The organism is Nocardioides scoriae (assembly GCF_900104965.1).
GTDB classification, from domain to species: domain Bacteria; phylum Actinomycetota; class Actinomycetes; order Propionibacteriales; family Nocardioidaceae; genus Marmoricola; species Marmoricola scoriae.
Map to the genome: position 1 here is coordinate 1,253,247 of NZ_LT629757.1, position 18,321 is coordinate 1,271,567.

An 18,321-nucleotide genomic window follows, 5' to 3' on the forward strand; every position below is an offset into this window, starting at 1 on the left:
CCCCTCCCCCGCGGCGTCGGGTCGGACCTCGGGGCTCAGGTGCCGGCGACCTTCTTCAGGGCGTCGGCACGGTCGGTCCGCTCCCAGGTGAAGTCCTCGAGCTCGCGACCGAAGTGGCCGTAGGCGGCGGTCTGGGCGTAGATCGGCCGCAGCAGGTCGAGGTCGCGGATGATGGCGGCGGGCCGCAGGTCGAAGACCTCGAGGACGGCCTTCTGGATGACCTCGTCGGAGACGACGCCGGTGCCGAAGGTCTGCACGAACACGCCGACCGGCTGGGCCTTGCCGATGGCGTAGGCGACCTGGACCTCGGCGCGGCGGGCGAGCCCGGCGGCGACGATGTTCTTGGCCACCCAGCGCATGGCGTACGCCGCGGAGCGGTCGACCTTGGACGGGTCCTTGCCGGAGAACGCGCCGCCGCCGTGGCGGGCCATGCCGCCGTAGGTGTCGACGATGATCTTGCGACCGGTCAGGCCGGCGTCGCCCATCGGGCCGCCGACCACGAAGATGCCGGTGGGGTTGACGAGCAGGCGGTGGTCGTCCGAGGGGATGTCGAAGGAGGCGAGCACCGGGGCGATGACGTGCTGCTCGATGTCGGCCTCGAGCTGCTCGAGGCTGACCTCGGCGGAGTGCTGGGTGGACAGCACGACGGTGTCGACGCGCACGGGGCGGTCCTGGTCGTCGTACTCGATGGTGACCTGGGTCTTGCCGTCGGGACGCAGGTAGTCCAGCGTGCCGTCCTTGCGGACGGCCGTGAGCCGCTCGGAGAGGCGGTGCGCGATGGTGATGGGCAGCGGCATCAGCTCGGGGGTGTCGTCCGACGCGTAGCCGAACATCAGGCCCTGGTCGCCCGCGCCCTGGCGGTCGATCTCGTCGTCGGAGGACCCGACCCGCGACTCGTGGCCGTGGTCGACGCCGGCGGCGATGTCGGCCGACTGGCCGCCGATGGCCACCTGCACGCCGCAGGACTTGCCGTCGAAGCCCTTGAGCGAGGAGTCGTAGCCGATGTCGAGGATCTTGGCCCGGACCAGCTCGGCGACGGGGGCGTAGGCGTTGGTGCGGACCTCGCCGGCCACCACGACCAGGCCGGTCGTCAGCAGCGTCTCGACGGCCACGCGCAGGTTGGCGCGGTCCTCGTCGTGGGCCAGCAGGTAGTCCAGGACGGTGTCGCTGATCGCGTCGGCGATCTTGTCGGGGTGACCCTCGGTCACCGACTCGGAGGTGAACAGACGTCCGGTCACTTCGGCTCCTGCAGCTGGGGGGATGCGCCCCGGACCCCGAGACGCTCGTCAGCGACCGAGCCTAACCGAGCGCGCGCAGCGCGACGACGCGGTCCCAGATGGCGTGCGCGAGCGCCGACTTCGAGCCGCGGGCCACCGGCACCGCGCTGCCGTCCTGGCCCAGCAGGACCGCCTCGTTGTCCTGCGCGCCGAAGACGGCACCGCCGGAGACGTCGTTGACGACCAGCAGGTCGCAGCCCTTGCGGGCCAGCTTGGCGCGGGCGTGCTCCAGCACCGTGCCCTGGGCGTCGCCCGTCTCGGCCGCGAAGCCCACCACGACGATGCCCGGGTGGGGACGGTCGGCGGCCAGGCCGGCGAGGATGTCGGGGTTCTGCTCGAGGTGCAGCGTCGGGGAGGAGCCGTCCTCGGACTTCTTGATCTTGGTGGCGGAGTGCTCCGCCGGGCGGAAGTCGGCGGGCGCGGCGGCCATCACCACGGCGTCGGCGGCGCTGGACGCCTCGACGACGGCGTCGCGCAGCTGCGCGGTGGTCTCGACCCGGACGACCTTGACGCCGGCGGGGTCCGGCAGCGAGACGTTGGCCGCGACCAGGGTCACCGAGGCACCACGGGCGCTGGCCGCGCGGGCCAGGGCGAGGCCCTGCAGGCCCGAGGACCGGTTGCCGATGAAGCGCACCGGGTCGAGGTACTCGCGGGTGCCACCGGCCGACACCACGACCGCGAGCCCCGCCAGGTCCTGCAGCGGGGCGCCGGCGGTGCTGCGCGCCAGCACGTCGGTGGCCAGGGCGAAGATCTCGCCGGGCTCGGGCAGGCGGCCCTTGCCGGTGTCGGCGCCGGTGAGCCGGCCCTCGGCGGGCTCCACGACGACCACGCCGCGCGACCGCAGCGTCTCGACGTTGGCCCGGGTGGCGGGGTGCTCCCACATCTCGGTGTGCATCGCCGGGGCGAGCACCACCGGGCAGCGGGCGGTCAGCAGGGTGCTGGTGAGCAGGTCGTCGGCCAGGCCGTGCGCCGCGCGGGCCAGCAGGTCGGCGGTCGCCGGGGCGACCACGACGAGGTCGGCCGACTGGCCGATCCGCACGTGGGGCACCTCGTGGACGCCGTCCCACACCTCGGTGCTGACCGGCTTGCCGGACAGCGCCGCCCAGGTCGGGGCGCCGACGAACTCCAGCGCGGCCGCGGTCGGGACGACGGTGACGTCGTGGCCCGACTCGGTGAACCTCCGGAGCAGCTCGCAGGCCTTGTACGCAGCGATCCCGCCGCTCACGCCGAGCACGACCCTGCGGGACGGTCGCGGGGCGACCTCCTCGGGGCCGGCGTGAGGACGGGATCCACCGGTGGTGGTCACCGGCAGCAGCTCATCAGGAGACGGGCTCGTCGCTGGAGCCGGCAGCGGCGGCCTGGTCGACGGCGAGCGCCTCGGCCGCGGCCTCCTCCGGGTCGATGTCCTCGCAGGTCAGCAGGTCCTCGTTGATCTCGCGGAGCGCGATCGAGAGGGGCTTCTCCTGCACGTGGGTGTCCACGAGCGGGCCGACGTACTCGAGCAGGCCCTCGCCCAGCTGGGAGTAGTAGGCGTTGATCTGGCGCGCCCGCTTGGCGCTGTAGAGGACCAGCTTGTACTTGGAGTCGGTCTTCGTCAGCAGGTCGTCGATCGGGGGGTTGGTGATGCCCTCCGCGACAGGTCCGGACGCAGTCATGTGGTGCCTCATTCGCAGATCGGGGATGGTGCCGGGCCAGCTGGATCAGCGGCTGCCCAACCCGATCAACTCTACCAATCGGGCGCCCGCATCGGGAATCCGGCGGTTGACGACCGTCACGTCGAACTCCGGCTCGGCCGCCAGCTCCTCGCGGGCGGTGCCCAGCCGACGCTCGCGCTCGGCCGCGTCCTCGGTGCCGCGACCGACCAGGCGGCGCACCAGCTCGTCCCAGGACGGCGGGGCCAGGAAGACGAACTGCGCCTGCGGCATCCGCCGGCGCACCTGCCGGGCGCCCTGCAGGTCGATCTCCAGCAGCGCCTGCCGGCCGGCGGCCAGCGCCTCCTCGACGGGGCCGCGCGGCGTGCCGTAGCGGGCGCCGCGGTGGACCACGGCCCACTCGAGCAGCTCGTCCTCGGCCACGAGCCGGTCGAACTCCGCGTCGTCGACGAAGTGGTAGTGGACGCCGTCCTGCTCGCCGGGGCGACGGCGCCGGGTGGTCGCGGAGACCGAGATCCAGACCTCGGGGTGGTGCTCGCGCACCCAGGCGGTGACGCTGCCCTTGCCCACCGCGGTGGGGCCGGCGAGGACGGTCAGCCGTGCCGGTGCGGCCCGGTGGGCCGGGCCCGGTGGGCGTTCAGGTCCGGGGTCGGTCACTCGCCGGCGAACTCGTCGACCAGGGCGGCGACCTGCTTGGCGCCCAGGCCGCGCACGCGGCGGCTCTCGGAGATCTTGAGCCGCTCCATCGTCTGGGCGGCACGCACCTTGCCGATGCCGGGCATCGACTGCAGCAGCTCGCTGACGCGCATCTTGCCGATCACCTCGTTGGCCTGCCCTTCGGCGACGACCTCGGCGATGGTGGCACCGGAGTGCTTGAGGCGGTTCTTGACCTCGGCGCGCTCCTTGCGGGAGCGGGCGGCCTTCTCGAGAGCCGCCTGGCGCTGTTCGGGGGTGAGGGGCGGCAGGGCCACGGAGGGTTCCTCGTCTTCCTGCTCGGGGCGGCGGTGTCGGCCTGACGAGCGGATGGGTGGGATGAGAAGAATGTGAAGGCACAGTAGTCACGTCCTCGGACCGGCTGCAACGCGGCGTCCGGTCCTCGCGGGAGCCGGAGACCCAGATCACCCCGGCCGTTCACCGGGCGTACGGTGGACGGCTCGTCTCAGAGCCCGAGGTTGACCTTGCAGACGTCGCGTCCCTGCTGCTCGATGCCGGACGCGGCCGTCACGACCTCCTCCGATCGGACCTGGTCGGCGGCCGCGACGATGGCCTCCCGGTCGGCCCGGCCCAGTCCGGCGGGTGGTCGCCCGTCCCGGAAGTCGCCGGCCGTCACGCCGGCCGCGTCGAGGGCGCGGTCGAGCTCCTCCAGGGCCCCCAGGAAGGTCTGCCACTCGTCCTTCAGGTCGCTGGGGGCGAGCTCGGCGAGGCCGTCGAGCAGCTCGAGGTTGCTCAGCAGCGCCGTCGGGGACCCCGAGTCGACCATCTCGCTGAGCTGGCGCCGGTCCTGGTCGAGACGGGCGCAGTAGTCCTCGGTGGTCGGCTCGCCGCAGGCCGTCAGGGCGGCCAGGAGCAGCACCGCCAGCCCGGAGGCCGCGCGCGCCCGGGTCGCGGCCCTCACCGGGTGCCCCGCAGCGCAGCCAGCCCCTCGGCGGTCCGCAGGGCGGCGTCGCGCAGCGCGCCCGCGTCGGGGCCGGCGCGCAGGATCTCGCGCGAGCTGGAGGCCAGCACCAGCTCGACCGAGCGGCCGAAGATGCGGCGCACGTCCTCGGGCGTGCCGCCCTGGGCGCCCAGGCCCGGCACGAGCAGCGGGCCACCCACGTCGAGGTCCTCCCCCGTCTCGCCGATGGTGGCACCCACCACGGCACCGAAGGAGCCCAGCGGCTGCTCCCCCGCGTTGAGCCCGCGCAGCGCGTCCAGGACCGCACCCGCGACCGTGGTGCCCTCGGCCGTGCGGGCCTGCTGGAACAGCGGTGCCTCGGGGTTGGAGGTCAGCGCCAGCACGAACACCCCGCCCCCGTGGCGGCGGGCGGTCTCGACGACCGGCCCCAGGCTGCCGACGCCGAGGTACGGCGAGGCCGTCATCGCGTCGGCGGCCAGCGGGGAGGCCGGGTCGAGGTACGCGTCGGCGTACCCCTGCGCCGTCGAGCCGATGTCGCCGCGCTTGACGTCGAGCACGCTGAGCGTGCCGGCCTCGCGGGCCGTGGCCAGCACCCGCTCGAGGACGGCGACCCCGGCCGAGCCGAAGCGCTCGAAGAACGCCGACTGGGGCTTGAGCGCCGCCACGTGCGGGGCCAGCGCCTCGGTGGCGGTGAGCGCGAACCGCTCCAGGCCGGAGACCGTGTCGGGCAGGCCCCACTCGGCCAGCAGCGCGGCGTGGGGGTCGATGCCGGCGCACAGCGGTCCCCGGGCCGCCATCGCGGCGTGGAGCCGGGCACCGAAGGGGGCGGTCACCGGGTGGCTCCGCTGCGGGCCAGCGCCCGGTTGAGGCGGGCGGCCCAGAAGGGTCCCTCGTAGACGAGGCCGGTGTAGCCCTGCAGCAGGTCGGCCCCCGCCTCGAGGCGCTCCCGGGCGTCGGCCACCGTGGTGATCCCGCCGACCCCGACCACCACCGGGTCCGGCCCCAGGCGGCCGCGCAGCAGCCGGACGACCTCGGTGGCGCGGCGCCGCAGCGGCGGGCCGGAGAGCCCGCCCCCGCCGGCCGCCTCGACGGCCGAGGCCGGGCTGGCCAGGCCGTCGCGGGCGATCGTGGTGTTGGTGGCGACCACGCCGTCGAGCCCGAGCGCCAGGGCCAGGTCGGCCACGGCCAGGACGTCGTCGTCGGCCAGGTCGGGGGCGATCTTCACCAGCAGCGGGACGTGGCCCGAGCTGACGTCGTCGGCCCGGCGGCGCACGGCGCGCAGCAGCGGCTCGAGGCGCTCCACGGTCTGCAGGTCGCGCAGGCCGGGGGTGTTGGGCGAGGACACGTTGACGACCAGGTAGTCGGCGTACGGCGTCAGCAGGGCTGCGCTGCGCTCGTAGTCGGCGACCGCCTCGTCCTCGGGCACCACCTTGGTCTTGCCGATGTTGATGCCCAGGGGCACGCCGGAGCGACGGCCGGTGCGGTCGAGGCGACGCTCGGCCAGCCGCCGGGCGACCGCCTGCGCCCCCTCGTTGTTGAACCCCATCCGGTTGACGATCGCCCCGTCGGCCGGCAGCCGCGCCAGCCGGGGCCGGGGGTTGCCTGGCTGGGGGTGCGCGGTGACGGTGCCGATCTCGACGGAGCCGAAGCCGAGGTTGGCCAGCGCGTCGATGCCGACGCCGTTCTTGTCGAACCCCGCCGCGAGGCCGAGCACGCCGGGGAAGTCCAGCCCCATCGCGCGGACCGCCGCGCCGCCACCCGCGCCGCGGGCCGCCGGCAGCAGGTGGGTCACCGGTCGTCCGGCGCGGATGGCCCGGAAGGCCGCGTGGTGCGCCTGCTCGGCGTCGGTGCGCGTCAGCACCCGGTCGAACAGCTGGCGGTAGAGGCCCACCCTCAGGCGTCCCGCTCGGCCGCGCGCTCGGCGGCGAACCGGGCCCAGTCCTGGAGCGAGCGGACCCCGATGTCGGCCGCCCGCATCGCCTCGATGCCCTGGACCGCGGCGCCGAGTCCCTGCACGGTGGTGATGCAGGGGATGTTGCCCAGGATGGCGGCGGTGCGGATCTCGTAGCCGTCCAGGCGCGGTGACCCGCCCCCGACCGAGGTGCCGTGGGGGGTGTTGACGATGAGGTCGATCTCGCCGTCGAGGATGCGGCCCACGACCGTCCGCTCGCCGTCGGCGCCGTCGCCCTCGCTGTGCTTGCGCACCACGCTGGCCGAGACCCCGTGGCGGCGCAGCACCTCGGCGGTGCCGGTCGTCGCGAGGATGTCGAAGCCGAGGTCGGCCAGGCGCTTGACCGGGAAGATCATGGTGCGCTTGTCGCGGTTGGCCATCGAGACGAAGACCCGGCCCGTCAGCGGCAGCGAGCCGTAGGCGGCCGTCTGCGCCTTGGCGAAGGCGGTGCCGAAGTGGGCGTCGAAGCCCATCACCTCGCCGGTGGAGCGCATCTCCGGGCCGAGCACGGTGTCGACGGACTGGCCGTCCGGGGTGCGGAAGCGGTTGAAGGGCATCACGGCCTCCTTGACCGCGATCGGGGCGTCGCCCGGCAGGTCGCCGCCGTCGCCGACGGCCGGCAGCAGCCCCTCGGCCCGGAGCCCGGCGATGGTCTCGCCGAGCATCACCCGCGCGGCCGCCTTGGCCAGCGGCGTGGCGGTGGCCTTGGAGACGAAGGGCACGGTCCGGCTGGCCCGGGGGTTGGCCTCGAGGACGTAGAGCACGTCCGAGCCGAGCGCGAACTGGATGTTGAGCAGGCCCCGCACCCCGACGCCCCGGGCGATGGCCTCGGTGGCGACCCGGATCCGGTCGATCTCCTCCTGGCCCAGCGTGATCGGGGGCAGGGCACAGCTGGAGTCGCCGGAGTGGATGCCGGCCTCCTCGATGTGCTCCATGACGCCGCCGAGGTAGAGGTCGGTGCCGTCGTAGAGCGCGTCCACGTCGATCTCGACCGCGTCGTCGATGAAGCGGTCGACCAGCACGGGGTGCTCGGGGCTGATCTCGGTGGCGCGCTGGATGTAGCCGCGCAGCGCCTCGTCGTCGTAGACGATCTCCATGCCGCGCCCGCCCAGGACGTACGACGGGCGCACCAGGACCGGGAACCCGATGGTGGCCGCGATCTGCTGGGCCTCGCCGAACGTCGTCGCCATGCCGTGCTTGGGGGCCGGCAGCCCCGCCTCGGCCAGCACGCGGCCGAAGGCACCGCGCTCCTCGGCCAGGTGGATGGCGGCCGGCGGCGTGCCGACGATCGGCACGCCGGCGTCCTCCAGGCCCTGCGCCAGGCCCAGCGGGGTCTGGCCGCCGAGCTGGCAGATGACGCCGGCGACCGGGCCGGCGGCGCGCTCGGCGTGGACCACCTCGAGCACGTCCTCCAGGGTGAGCGGCTCGAAGTAGAGCCGGTCGGAGGTGTCGTAGTCGGTGGAGACGGTCTCGGGGTTGCAGTTGACCATCACGGTCTCGTAGCCGGCCTCGTGCAGCGCCAGGCTGGCGTGGACGCACGAGTAGTCGAACTCGATGCCCTGGCCGATCCGGTTGGGGCCCGAGCCCAGGATGATGACGGCACGCTTCTCGCGCGGCGCGACCTCGGTCTCCTCGTCGTACGACGAGTAGTGGTACGGCGTGCGGGCCGCGAACTCCGCCGCGCAGGTGTCGACCGTCTTGTAGACCGGGCGGACACCGAGCGCGTGCCGGACGCCGCGCACGACGTCCTCCTTCATGTCGCGGATCCGGCCGAGCTGGCGGTCGGAGAACCCGTGCCGCTTGGCCAGGCGCAGCAGCCCGGGGGTCAGCTCGGGGGCGTCGATGACCTCCTGGGCGACCTCGTTGACGAGCGCCAGCTGGTCGACGAACCACGGGTCGATGCCGGTGGCGGCGACGACCTCCTCGGGGGTGGCCTCGGCACGCAGCGCGTCCATCACCTCGCGCAGCCGGCCGTCGTGGGGCGTGGCGATGGTGGTGAGCAGCGCGTCCTTGTCGAGGTCGACGGTCGTGTGGCTCCAGTCGAAGACGGCCTTCGCGTCCTCCAGGGAGCGCAGCGCCTTCTGCAGCGCCTCGGTGAAGTTGCGCCCGATGGCCATGGCCTCGCCCACGGACTTCATGTGCGTGGTGAGCACCGGGTCGGCGGCGGGGAACTTCTCGAAGGCGAACCGCGGCACCTTCACCACGACGTAGTCCAGCGTCGGCTCGAAGGCCGCCGGGGTGCTCTGGCCGTCCTCGCGGGTGGTGATGTCGTTGGGGATCTCGTCGAGGGTGTAGCCGATGGCGACCTTGGCCGCGATCTTGGCGATCGGGAAGCCGGTGGCCTTCGACGCCAGCGCGCTGGAGCGCGAGACGCGGGGGTTCATCTCGATGACGACGACGCGGCCGTCGGCGGGGTTGACCGCGAACTGGATGTTGCAGCCGCCGGTGTCGACGCCGACGGAGCGGATGATGCCGATCGAGAGGTCGCGCAGGTGCTGGTACTCGCGGTCGGTCAGCGTCATCGCCGGCGCGACGGTGATGGAGTCGCCGGTGTGGACCCCCATCGGGTCGAGGTTCTCGATGGAGCACACGATCACCACGTTGTCGGCGGTGTCGCGCATCACCTCGAGCTCGTACTCCTTCCAGCCGATGATCGACTCCTCGAGGAGCACCTCGGTGGTCGGGCTGGCGGCCAGGCCGGAGCCGGCGATGCGGCGCAGGTCGTCCTCGTCGTAGGCCATGCCGGAGCCGGTGCCGCCCATGGTGAAGCTGGGGCGCACGACCATCGGCCAGCCGAGGTCCCGCGAGGCCTCGAAGCACTCCTCGAGGGTGTGGCAGACCACCGAGCGGGCCACCTCTCCCCCGAGCTCCTCGACGATGCGCTTGAAGGACTCGCGGTTCTCGCCGCGGTTGATCGCCTCGATGCTCGCGCCGATGAGCTCCACGCCGTACTTGTCGAGCACGCCCGCGGCGTCGAGCGCCATCGCGGTGTTGAGCGCGGTCTGGCCGCCCAGGGTGGCGAGCAGCGCGTCGGGGCGCTCCTTCTCGATCACCTTCTCGACGAACTCGGCGGTGATGGGCTCGACGTACGTCGCGTCGGCGAACTCCGGATCGGTCATGATCGTGGCCGGGTTGGAGTTGACCAGCACGACCCGCAGGCCCTCGGCCCGCAGCACGCGGCACGCCTGGGTGCCGGAGTAGTCGAACTCGCAGGCCTGGCCGATGACGATCGGGCCGGACCCGATGACCAGCACGCTCTGGATGTCGGTGCGCTTGGGCATCAGGCGTCCTTCCCGTCGGTGGTGGCGCTGCGGCGGGCGTCCATGAGCTCGCAGAAGCGGTCGAAGAGGTAGGCGGCGTCGTGCGGACCCGCGGCCGCCTCGGGGTGGTACTGCACCGAGAAGCTCCGCAGCGCCCCCGCGGCGTCGCGCAGCTCGAGGCCCTCGACGACGTCGTCGTTGAGGCAGACGTGGCTCACCGTCGCGGTGCCGTACGCCGTGTCGGTCGGCCCGTCGAGCGGCGCGTCGACCGCGAAGCCGTGGTTGTGCGCGGTGACCTCGACCTTGCCGGTCGTGCGGTCCATCACCGGCTGGTTGATGCCGCGGTGGCCGTAGGTCAGCTTGTAGGTGCCGAACCCGAGCGCCCGGCCGAAGAGCTGGTTGCCGAAGCAGATCCCGAAGTAGGGCAGCTCCCGCTCGAGGGCACCCTGCAGCAGCGCGACCTGGGAGGTGGTGGCCGCCGGGTCGCCGGGCCCGTTGGAGAAGAACAGGCCGTCGGGGGACACGGCCAGGACGTCGTCGAGGGTGGAGGTGGCGGGGAGCACGTGCACCTCGATGCCGCGCTCGGCCATCATCCGCGGGGTGTTGGCCTTGATGCCGAGGTCGACCGCCGCGACGGTGAAGCGCCGCGCGCCGACCGCCGGGACGACGTACGCCTCGGACGTGGTGACCTCGCCCGCGAGCTCGCTGCCCTCCATCTCGGCCGCGCCCCGGACGCGGGCGAGCAGCGACTCGGCGTCGGTGGTCTCGGTCGAGATGCCGACGCGCATCGCGCCGCGCTCGCGCAGGTGGCGGGTCAGCGCGCGGGTGTCGACGCCGCTGATGCCGACCACGCCCTGCTCGCGCAGCTCGTCGTCGAGGCTGCGCACCGAGCGCCAGCTCGACGGGACCCGGGCGGGGTCGCGCACGACGTAGCCGCTGACCCAGATGCGGCGCGACTCGGGGTCGTCGTCGTTGATGCCGGTGTTGCCGACGTGCGGCGCGGTCATCACGACCACCTGGCGGTGGTACGACGGGTCGGTCAGCGTCTCCTGGTAGCCGGTCATGCCGGTGGAGAAGACGGCTTCGCCGAAGGTCTCGCCGGCGGCCCCGTAGGACTCGCCGCGGAAGGTCCGGCCGTCCTCCAGGACGAGGATCGCCGGGATGGGACGGGTGGGGGCATGCAGGGGCACGCCGTACCTCCTTCTCCGCCTCACGGGACGGATCGTTAAAGGATGCCGATCGGCGCCGATGCTACCAGCGCCGGGGCTCTCCCCCGGCACCCGCGGCAGCCGGCGCCCGGCTCAGACCAGGCGGCCGTCGAGCACCGTGGGGCGGCCGCCGAAGACGGTGTGGACGACCGCGCCGGTCAGGGTGCGGTCGTGCCAGGGGTTGTTGCGCGACAGCGACACCGAGGCGTCGCGGTCGACGGTGACGACCGCGGCCGGGTCGACCAGGGTCAGGTGGGCCGGGCGGCCGACCTCGAGCGCTCCGCCGTGGGACTCCAGGCCCGCGATCCGCGCCGGCGCCTGCGACATCACCCGGGCGACGCCGGCCCAGTCGAGGGCGCCGGAGGAGACCATCACCTCGCTGACGACCGACAGCGCCGTCTCCAGCCCGAGCATCCCGAAGGCGGCGTCGGCGAAGGCGTGCTGCTTGTCGTGCCGGGCGTGGGGGGCGTGGTCGGTGGCGACGGCGTCGATGGTGCCGTCGGCGAGGGCGGCGCGCAGCGCCGCGACGTCCTCGTCGGGGCGCAGCGGCGGGTTGACCTTGTAGACGGGGTCGTAGTCGCCGAGCAGGTCGGTGGTGAGCAGCAGGTGGTGCGGCGTCACCTCGGCGGTGACGTCGATGCCCTGCGCCTTGGCCCAGCGCAGCACCTCGACCGAGCCGGCGGTGGAGACGTGGGCGACGTGGACGCGGCTGCGGGTGTGGCGGGCCAGCATGACGTCGCGGGCCACGATCGTCTCCTCGGCGATGCCGGGCCACCCGGGCAGGCCGAGGCGCCCCGACAGCTCGCCCTCGTGGCAGCAGGCGGTCGGTCCGGCGAGGTCGGGGTCCTGGCTGTGCTGGGAGACCACGCCGCCGAAGGCGCGGACGTACTCCAGCGCGCGGCGCATCACCCGCGGGTCGTGGACGCACCGCCCGTCGTCGGAGAACACCCGGACGCGGGCGCGGGAGCGGGCCATCAGGCCCAGCTCGGCCAGCTCCTGGCCGCCCAGGCCGTGGGTGACGGCGCCCACCGGCTGCACGTCGACCAGGCCGGCGGCACGCCCCAGGTCGAGCACCCGCTCGGCGGCCTCGGCGGTGTCGGTGACCGGGCTGGTGTTGGCCATGGCGAGCACGGCGGTGAAACCGCCGACCGCCGCGGCGCGCGAGCCGGTCAGCACCGTCTCGGCGTCCTCGCGACCGGGCTCGCGCAGGTGGGTGTGCAGGTCGACCAGGCCGGGCAGGGCGACCAGGCCGTCGGCGTCGAGGACCCGGGCGCCGGCGGGGGCCTCGTCCACGAGGACGCCGTCGGCGACGAAGAGGTCCCGCGGCTGCCCGCCGAGGACGGCGGCGCCGGTGATGACGAGCGGCTCGCTCACGCGACGCTCCCTTCCCCTGCGAGCAGGTGGTAGAGCACGGACATGCGGATCGCGACGCCGGCGGAGACCTGGTCGAGCACGGCCGAGGAGGCCGCGTCGGCGGCGTCGGCGGCGATCTCCAGGCCGCGGTTCATCGGGCCCGGGTGCAGGATCGGGGTGTCCTCGCGCAGCAGGCCGAGGCGGTCGCGGGTGAGGCCGTAGCCGACGGTGTACTCCCGCGCGGTCGGGAAGAACCCGCCGCTCATCCGCTCCCGCTGCACCCGCAGCATCATCACGGCGTCCGCCGTGGGCAGCACCGCGTCGAGGTCGTACGACGTGGCGAAGCCGACCGCCTCCGACCACGGGCCCACGCCCGCCGGCATCAGGGTCGGCGGCGCGACCACGGTGACCCGCGCGCCCAGCTTGGTGAGCAGCGCGACGTTGCTGCGGAAGACCCGGCTGTGGGTCAGGTCGCCGACGATGGCGACGTGGCGGCCCTCGAGCGGTCCCAGCCGCCGGGTCAGCGTGTAGGCGTCGAGCAGCGCCTGCGTGGGGTGCTCGTGGGTGCCGTCGCCGGCGTTGACCACCACGGCGTCGGTCCACTGCGACACCTGGCGGGCGGCGCCGCTGGCCATGTGGCGGATCACCAGCCCGTCGACGCCCATCGCGGCCACGGTGAGCACGGTGTCGCGCAGGCTCTCGCCCTTGCTGACGCTGGACCCCTTGGCCGAGACGTTGATGACGTCGGCCGAGAGCCACTTGCCGGCGATCTCGAACGACGAGCGGGTGCGCGTCGAGTCCTCGAAGAACAGGTTGACGACCGTGCGGCCGCGCAGCGCGGGCAGCTTCTTGACCGAGCGCCGCTGCACGTCGTGCATCTCGGTGGCCGTGGCGAACAGCTCGGCCACGTCGTCGGGGCTGACGTCGTCGACCGACAGCAGGTGCTTGTTCACGCGCCTCCCCCCTGCGGCTGCAGCACCTGGCCCGGGCTCGGCGCGATCCGCACGACGTCGTAGCCGTCGGACTCCTCGAGCCGCACCATCACCCGCTCGCTGCGAGCGCTGGGCAGGTTCTTGCCGACGTGGTCGGCGCGGATCGGCAGCTCGCGGTGGCCGCGGTCGACCAGGACGGCCAGGCGCACGGTCGCGGGACGGCCGAGGTCGTTCATGGCGTCCAGCGCGGCGCGGACGGTGCGGCCGGAGTAGAGGACGTCGTCGACGAGCACGACCGTCTTGCCGTCGATGCCACCGGGCGGCACCTGCGTGTGCTGGGGGCCGCGGGTGGGCTGGCGGCGCAGGTCGTCGCGGTACATCGTGACGTCGAGGGTGCCGGTCGGCACCTCGATGCCCTCGACGCGCGCGATCCGCTCCGCGAGCCGGGTGGCCAGGTGGGTGCCGCGCGTCGGGATCCCGAGCAGCACCAGGTCCTCGGAGCCCTTGTTGCGCTCCAGCAGCTCGTGGGAGATCCGGGTCAGCGCCCGGGCGATGTCACGGGCGTCGAGGACGGTGCGGGCTCCGCCGGGGGCGGCCTGCAGGTCGCCGGACGGGTCGACCGCGGGGTCGGTGGGCTGGTCTGCGGGTGGATCGGCGGGTGGTGGCACCACGGCGGCCGGACCTCCTTCTCCGCCTCACGGGACGGCTCGTTAAAGGATGTCGATCGCGGTGGACCCTACCAGCGGGCAGGAGCGGCGAGCGGCTGCGCCCGAGGCCCCGCGCCGTCACGCGGGCAGCGGCGGGCCGAGCACCTCCAGCCCGTAGCGCGGCCCCACCTCGTTCCAGCGGGCGATCTCCTCGGGTGCGCTGCGCCCCTCGCCGGGGCCGGGCAGGCGCAGCGCGTCGGCCGGCACGCCGACCTCGTCGTAGAGCCCCATCAGGCCGCCGGGCACCGTCAGCGAGAGCAGCCGGGCCGGGGCCTCGCCCCGGATGCGGAACGCGTGCGGCAGCCCGAGCGGGAGGTAGAGGAAGTCCCCGTCGGCGAGGTGGTGCAGCTCCTCCCCGGCGAGGTAGTCCACGCGCCCCTCGAGCACCAGCAGCGCCTCGGCCTCGCGGGTGTGGCGGTGCACCGGCGTGGCCGTGCCGGGCGGCTGCGTCACCAGCGACATCCCCAGCCGGCCGTCGGTCTGACCGGCACCGACCAGGTGCTCGAACAGCGACCCCATGGCCCAGGTGCCGGGCCCCTCCCCGGAGCGGTGCACGACCACGGACGAGCTCGACATGGTGCCTCCAGGCGGGTCACCCGAGATCGGTCCGAAGCGACTTCGGATCAATTGCTAACCTAGGTCCCGTGCCCGACCCGGTCAACCCCCGTCGCTACCGCTCCGCGGTCCGCGAGGAGCAGGCGGCGGCCACCCGCCGGGCCGTGCTCGCGGCCGCGCAGGACCTCTTCGCCTCCCGGGGGTACGCCGACACGGCCGTCGCCGAGGTCGCCCGGGTCGCCGGGGTCTCGCTCGACACCGTCTACGCGAGCGTGGGTCGCAAGCCGGCCCTGCTGCTGGCCGTGCACGACCGGGCGCTGAGCGGCGGCGACGACGCGCTGCCGGCCGAGCAGCGCGACTACGTGGCCGCCGTGCGGGCGGCCGCGGGCGCCCGCGCCAAGCTGACGACGTACGCCGGGGCGCTCGCCGAGCGCTACCCCGCCACCGCTCCCCTGGCCGAGGCGCTGCGCGTCGCGGCGCAGACCGAGGCGGCCTGCGGCGAGGTCTGGACGGCCCTCGGCGAGCGCCGCCTGGCCGGGATGCGGGTGCTGGCCGGCGAGCTGCGGGCGACCGGCGAGCTGCGCACCGACCTCGCCGACGACGACGTCGCGCAGCTGCTGTGGACCACCGGCTCGCCGGAGCTCTACCTGCTCCACACCAGCCGCCGCACGCCCGAGCAGTACGCCGAGACGCTGGCCGACCTGTGGGTGCGCACCCTCCTAGGCTGAGCGCCATGACGTCCTCCCCCGGCACGACCGGCACCCAGCACTCCAGCGACGACCCCCGCAACGCCTCGATCCTGGTCTGGGTCGACGGGCAGCTGCTGCCGCGGGAGAAGGCGGTGGTGTCGGTCTTCGACTCCGGCTTCGTGCTCGGCGACGGGGTCTGGGAGGGCCTGCGCGTCAGCGGCGGCCACCCGGTCTTCCTCGACCAGCACCTCGACCGGCTCGAGGAGGGCGCCCGGGCGCTGCTCATCGACCTGCCGACACGCGCCGAGCTGACCGAGGCGGTCCACGCGACGCTGCGCGCCAACGACATGACCGACGGCGTGCACGTGCGGCTGATGGTGACGCGCGGCGTGAAGTCCACGCCCTACCAGGACCCGCGCGTGACCGTGGGCCCCGCGACCGTGGTGGTGGTCGCCGAGCACAAGGAGCCGATGCCGGCGACCGTCACCGACGGCATCACGCTCTTCACCACCCACGTGCGCCGGGCGACCCCCGACACCCTGGACCCCAAGCTCAACGCCCACAGCAAGCTCAACGACGTCCAGGCCTGCATCCAGGCCTACACCGCCGGGGCCGACGAGGCGCTCATGCTCGACCCCCACGGCTTCGTGGCCACCTGCAACAGCACCCACTTCTTCGTCGTCACGCGGGCCGGCGAGGTGTGGACCTCCGACGGTCGCTTCTGCCTCGGCGGCATCACCCGCTCCCACGTCCTGGAGGTCTGCCGCACCCACGAGATCCCGGCGCGCGAGACCACCTTCAGCCTCACCGACGTCTACGACGCCTCGGAGGCCTTCGTCACCGGCACCTTCGCCGGGGTGGTCCCGGTCCGCACCGTCGACGGCCGCACCATCGGCGCCGGGCTCCCCCACGCCGGCGGCCGCGGGCCCGTGGTGCAGCGCCTCCAGGAGCTCTACCAGCAGCACGTCGCGGCCGACGTCGCCGCGCGGGCCGGGGCGGCGTCGTGACCGTCCGGGTCGCGATGTGGAGCGGTCCGCGCAACCTGTCGACCGCGATGATGCGGGCCTGGGAGAACCGGCCCGACACCGAGGTCGTCGACGAGCCGCTGTACGCCGCCTACCTCGCCGCCACCGGCCTCGAGCACCCCGGTCGTGAGGAGGTGCTCGCCTCCCAGCCCACCGACTGGCACGAGGCCGTGGCCGGCCTGCTCGCGCCGACCGACGCCGCCGTGCACTACGTCAAGCACATGACGCACCACCTGCTCCCCGGCACGACCCTGGAGTGGGTGCCGGCGGCGCGCAACGTGCTGCTGGTGCGCGACCCCGCCGAGGTGGTGGCCTCCTACGTCCGCTCCCGGGAGTCGTGCGAGCCCGAGGACATCGGGCTGCTCCAGCAGGTGCGGCTGCTGGAGGTGCTGCCCGACGACGTGCCGGTCCTCGACGCCGGCGACTTCCTGCGCGACCCCGAGGTGCACCTGCGCTGGCTGTGCGACTGGCTGGGCATCGGGTGGACCGACCGGATGCTGTCGTGGCCGGCGGGGCCGCGCGACTCCGACGGCGTCTGGGCGCCGCACTGGTACGACGCGGTCCGCCGCTCGACCGGCTTCGAGCCGTGGCGGCCGCGCCCCGTCGAGCTGGGCGCACACGACGCCGCGGTGGCCGAGGCCTGCCGACCGGCGTACGACCTGCTGCGCGAGCGCCGGCTGCGGCTGGTCTGAGGCCCGACCGGGACCGTCCGGGGGCCTCAGTCGTCGGCCGCGAGGTCCTTGAGCGCCTCCTCGACCGCGCGGTGCATGGTCGGGTAGGCGTAGATCATCGAGCGCAGCGTGGCGGTGGGCACCTCCGCGTGGACCGCGGTGGTGAGCATCCCGAGCACGTCGCCGCCGGTCGGGCCCACGACGGTGGCGCCGACCAGCACGCCGCGGTCGGCGTCCTCGACCAGCTTGACGAAGCCCTGGGCCCGGTTGATCCAGCCGCGCGAGTTGGCCGACATGTCCTGCCAGCCGGTGCGCACGCTCAGGCCGGCGTCGCGGGCCTGCTGCTCGGTCATCCCGACCCCGCCGACCTCGGGGTCGGTGAAGGTCACGTGCGGCACCGCGCGGTAGTCGGCGCGGCCGCCGTCCTGGTCGAGCAGGTCGCGCACCGCGACGGCGGACTGGTACATCGACATGTGGGTCCACGCCCCGTGGCCCACGACGTCGCCGATCGCCCACAGGCCGTCCCCGGCCCGCATCGACTCGTCGACCTCGATGCTGCGCGCCGACGGGTCCAGGCCGACGGTCTCCAGGCCGAGGTCCGCGAGGTTGGGGCGGCGCCCGGCCGCGACCAGGACCTTCTCGACCTCGAGGGTCTGGTCGGCGAGCTCGACGGAGAAGTGGCCGTCGACGAAGGACACCCGGCGGATCTCGACCTCGGTCAGCACCTGCAGGCCCTCCTCGGCGAACACCTTCCCCAGCAGCTCGCCGGCCTCGGGCTCCTCGGGACCCAGGATCCGCGGACCGATCTCGAGGACGGTGACGCGGGTGCCGAAGCGCGAGAACGCCTGCGCCAGCTCCGCGCCGATGGGGCCGCCGCCGATCACGGCCATCGACGCGGGGGCCGCCTCGGCCCGGAGGACCTCCCGGTTGGTCCAGTACGGCGTGTCCGCGAGCCCGTCGATGGGAGGCGCGCTGGGCGAGGTGCCCGGGTTGAGCACGACGCCGCGGCGGGCCTCGAAGGTCTCCTCGCCCACCTGCACGGTGCGCGGACCGGTCAGCCGGCCCCGACCGCGCACGAAGCGGACCCCGGCGTCGACGAGGCGGTCGACCGCGACCTGGTCGTCCCAGTCGTCCGTGGCCTCCTCGCGGATGCGGCGGGCCACGACACCGAGGTCGGGCCGCACCTCCGCGGACCCGGCGAGGTCGCCGACGCGGCGGGCCTCGGCCAGGGCGTCGGCGGCGCGGATGATCATCTTCGAGGGGATGCACCCGAAGTAGGGACACTCGCCGCCCACGAGCCGCTCCTCGACCCCCACCACGTCCAGGCCGGCCTTCGCCAGCTCCGTCGCCGTCGCCTCGCCACCGGGGCCGAGACCGATCACCACCACGTCGCACGTCGTCATGGCCCGAGTCTGGCGCACGGGTG

General features: G+C 74.0%; 18 protein-coding genes. 3 read left to right on the forward strand and 15 right to left on the reverse strand.

All coding sequences use genetic code 11. From position 1 onward, the window contains the following. Window positions 1–35: 35 nt before the first annotated feature. The 14 genes from metK to BLU55_RS06105 form a co-directional block, all read right to left on the reverse strand. Window positions 36–1,238 carry a methionine adenosyltransferase gene (gene metK, locus BLU55_RS06040; RefSeq protein WP_091727243.1) on the reverse strand — a complete coding sequence of 401 codons (1,203 nt, stop codon included), beginning with the start codon at window positions 1,236–1,238 and terminating at the stop codon, window positions 36–38. Window positions 1,239–1,299: 61 nt separating this feature from the next. Continuing rightward, window positions 1,300–2,511, reverse strand: coding sequence for a bifunctional phosphopantothenoylcysteine decarboxylase/phosphopantothenate--cysteine ligase CoaBC (coaBC, locus tag BLU55_RS06045; protein ID WP_407938427.1), 1,212 nt, complete (start codon window positions 2,509–2,511; stop codon window positions 1,300–1,302). 85 nt (window positions 2,512–2,596) lie between these two features. Continuing rightward, a complete protein-coding gene (gene rpoZ, locus BLU55_RS06050; RefSeq protein ID WP_091727248.1) occupies window positions 2,597–2,932 on the reverse strand; it encodes a DNA-directed RNA polymerase subunit omega in 336 nt (111 codons plus the stop codon). Window positions 2,933–2,977: 45 nt separating this feature from the next. Next, complete coding sequence (gene gmk / locus BLU55_RS06055; protein ID WP_091727251.1) at window positions 2,978–3,586, reverse strand: guanylate kinase; 609 nt, start codon at window positions 3,584–3,586, stop codon at window positions 2,978–2,980. Continuing rightward, window positions 3,583–3,900 carry an integration host factor, actinobacterial type gene (gene mihF / locus BLU55_RS06060; protein WP_091727253.1) on the reverse strand — a complete coding sequence of 106 codons (318 nt, stop codon included), beginning with the start codon at window positions 3,898–3,900 and terminating at the stop codon, window positions 3,583–3,585. Before mihF ends, gmk begins: the two co-directional genes overlap by 4 nt. Window positions 3,901–4,088: 188 nt before the next feature. Then, window positions 4,089–4,544, reverse strand: a complete 456-nt coding sequence (locus BLU55_RS06065; RefSeq protein WP_091727256.1) for a hypothetical protein — start codon at window positions 4,542–4,544, stop codon at window positions 4,089–4,091. Further along, complete coding sequence (pyrF, locus tag BLU55_RS06070; protein ID WP_091727258.1) at window positions 4,541–5,377, reverse strand: orotidine-5'-phosphate decarboxylase; 837 nt, start codon at window positions 5,375–5,377, stop codon at window positions 4,541–4,543. The genes BLU55_RS06065 and pyrF overlap by 4 nt, the downstream gene beginning before the upstream one ends. After that, on the reverse strand, window positions 5,374–6,435 hold the full coding sequence (locus tag BLU55_RS06075; protein WP_091727261.1) for a quinone-dependent dihydroorotate dehydrogenase: 1,062 nt from the start codon (window positions 6,433–6,435) through the stop codon (window positions 5,374–5,376). Before BLU55_RS06075 ends, pyrF begins: the two co-directional genes overlap by 4 nt. Before the next feature lie 2 nt (window positions 6,436–6,437). Continuing rightward, window positions 6,438–9,776 carry a carbamoyl-phosphate synthase large subunit gene (carB, locus tag BLU55_RS06080; protein WP_091727264.1) on the reverse strand — a complete coding sequence of 1,113 codons (3,339 nt, stop codon included), beginning with the start codon at window positions 9,774–9,776 and terminating at the stop codon, window positions 6,438–6,440. Beyond that, window positions 9,776–10,945: a glutamine-hydrolyzing carbamoyl-phosphate synthase small subunit gene (gene carA, locus BLU55_RS06085; protein WP_091727267.1), complete on the reverse strand. Its 1,170-nt coding sequence runs from the start codon at window positions 10,943–10,945 to the stop codon at window positions 9,776–9,778. The genes carB and carA overlap by 1 nt, the downstream gene beginning before the upstream one ends. A gap of 111 nt (window positions 10,946–11,056) precedes the next feature. Then, entirely contained in the window at window positions 11,057–12,337 is a 1,281-nt protein-coding gene (locus tag BLU55_RS06090) for a dihydroorotase (RefSeq protein WP_091727269.1), read from the reverse strand. Further along, complete coding sequence (locus BLU55_RS06095) at window positions 12,334–13,269, reverse strand: aspartate carbamoyltransferase catalytic subunit (RefSeq protein ID WP_091727271.1); 936 nt, start codon at window positions 13,267–13,269, stop codon at window positions 12,334–12,336. The genes BLU55_RS06090 and BLU55_RS06095 overlap by 4 nt, the downstream gene beginning before the upstream one ends. After that, window positions 13,266–13,850, reverse strand: coding sequence for a bifunctional pyr operon transcriptional regulator/uracil phosphoribosyltransferase PyrR (pyrR, locus tag BLU55_RS06100; RefSeq protein WP_091733507.1), 585 nt, complete (start codon window positions 13,848–13,850; stop codon window positions 13,266–13,268). Before pyrR ends, BLU55_RS06095 begins: the two co-directional genes overlap by 4 nt. A gap of 183 nt (window positions 13,851–14,033) precedes the next feature. Continuing rightward, complete coding sequence (locus BLU55_RS06105; RefSeq protein ID WP_091727274.1) at window positions 14,034–14,531, reverse strand: cupin domain-containing protein; 498 nt, start codon at window positions 14,529–14,531, stop codon at window positions 14,034–14,036. 68 nt (window positions 14,532–14,599) lie between these two features. On the opposite strand from BLU55_RS06105, the gene BLU55_RS06110 reads away from it, so the two are divergent. From BLU55_RS06110 to BLU55_RS06120, 3 genes are read left to right on the forward strand one after another with little or no spacing between them, the layout of a single operon-like run. Next, the gene (locus tag BLU55_RS06110) at window positions 14,600–15,238 is read left to right on the forward strand and encodes a TetR/AcrR family transcriptional regulator (RefSeq protein WP_091727277.1); all 639 of its coding nucleotides are present in this window, start codon (window positions 14,600–14,602) and stop codon (window positions 15,236–15,238) included. A 5-nt stretch (window positions 15,239–15,243) separates the two neighbouring features. Further along, complete coding sequence (locus tag BLU55_RS06115; RefSeq protein ID WP_091727280.1) at window positions 15,244–16,206, forward strand: aminotransferase class IV; 963 nt, start codon at window positions 15,244–15,246, stop codon at window positions 16,204–16,206. Then, complete coding sequence (locus BLU55_RS06120; RefSeq protein WP_091727283.1) at window positions 16,203–16,916, forward strand: sulfotransferase-like domain-containing protein; 714 nt, start codon at window positions 16,203–16,205, stop codon at window positions 16,914–16,916. Before BLU55_RS06115 ends, BLU55_RS06120 begins: the two co-directional genes overlap by 4 nt. 26 nt (window positions 16,917–16,942) lie before the next feature. Here BLU55_RS06120 and BLU55_RS06125 read toward each other — a convergent pair whose 3' ends face one another. After that, window positions 16,943–18,298 carry a dihydrolipoyl dehydrogenase family protein gene (locus BLU55_RS06125; protein ID WP_091727286.1) on the reverse strand — a complete coding sequence of 452 codons (1,356 nt, stop codon included), beginning with the start codon at window positions 18,296–18,298 and terminating at the stop codon, window positions 16,943–16,945. Between the last annotated feature and the right edge of the window lie 23 nt (window positions 18,299–18,321).

Excerpts from the sequence above, each read along its gene's own strand:
- BLU55_RS06105 (WP_091727274.1), bottom strand. The coding sequence starts at position 14,531 with ATGTCGAGCTCGTCCGTGGTCGTGCACCGCTCCGGGGAGGGGCCCGGC.
- BLU55_RS06125 (WP_091727286.1), bottom strand. The coding sequence starts at position 18,298 with ATGACGACGTGCGACGTGGTGGTGATCGGTCTCGGCCCCGGTGGCGAG.
- rpoZ (WP_091727248.1), bottom strand. The coding sequence starts at position 2,932 with ATGACTGCGTCCGGACCTGTCGCGGAGGGCATCACCAACCCCCCGATC.
- carB (WP_091727264.1), bottom strand. The coding sequence starts at position 9,776 with ATGCCCAAGCGCACCGACATCCAGAGCGTGCTGGTCATCGGGTCCGGC.
- BLU55_RS06115 (WP_091727280.1), top strand. The coding sequence starts at position 15,244 with ATGACGTCCTCCCCCGGCACGACCGGCACCCAGCACTCCAGCGACGAC.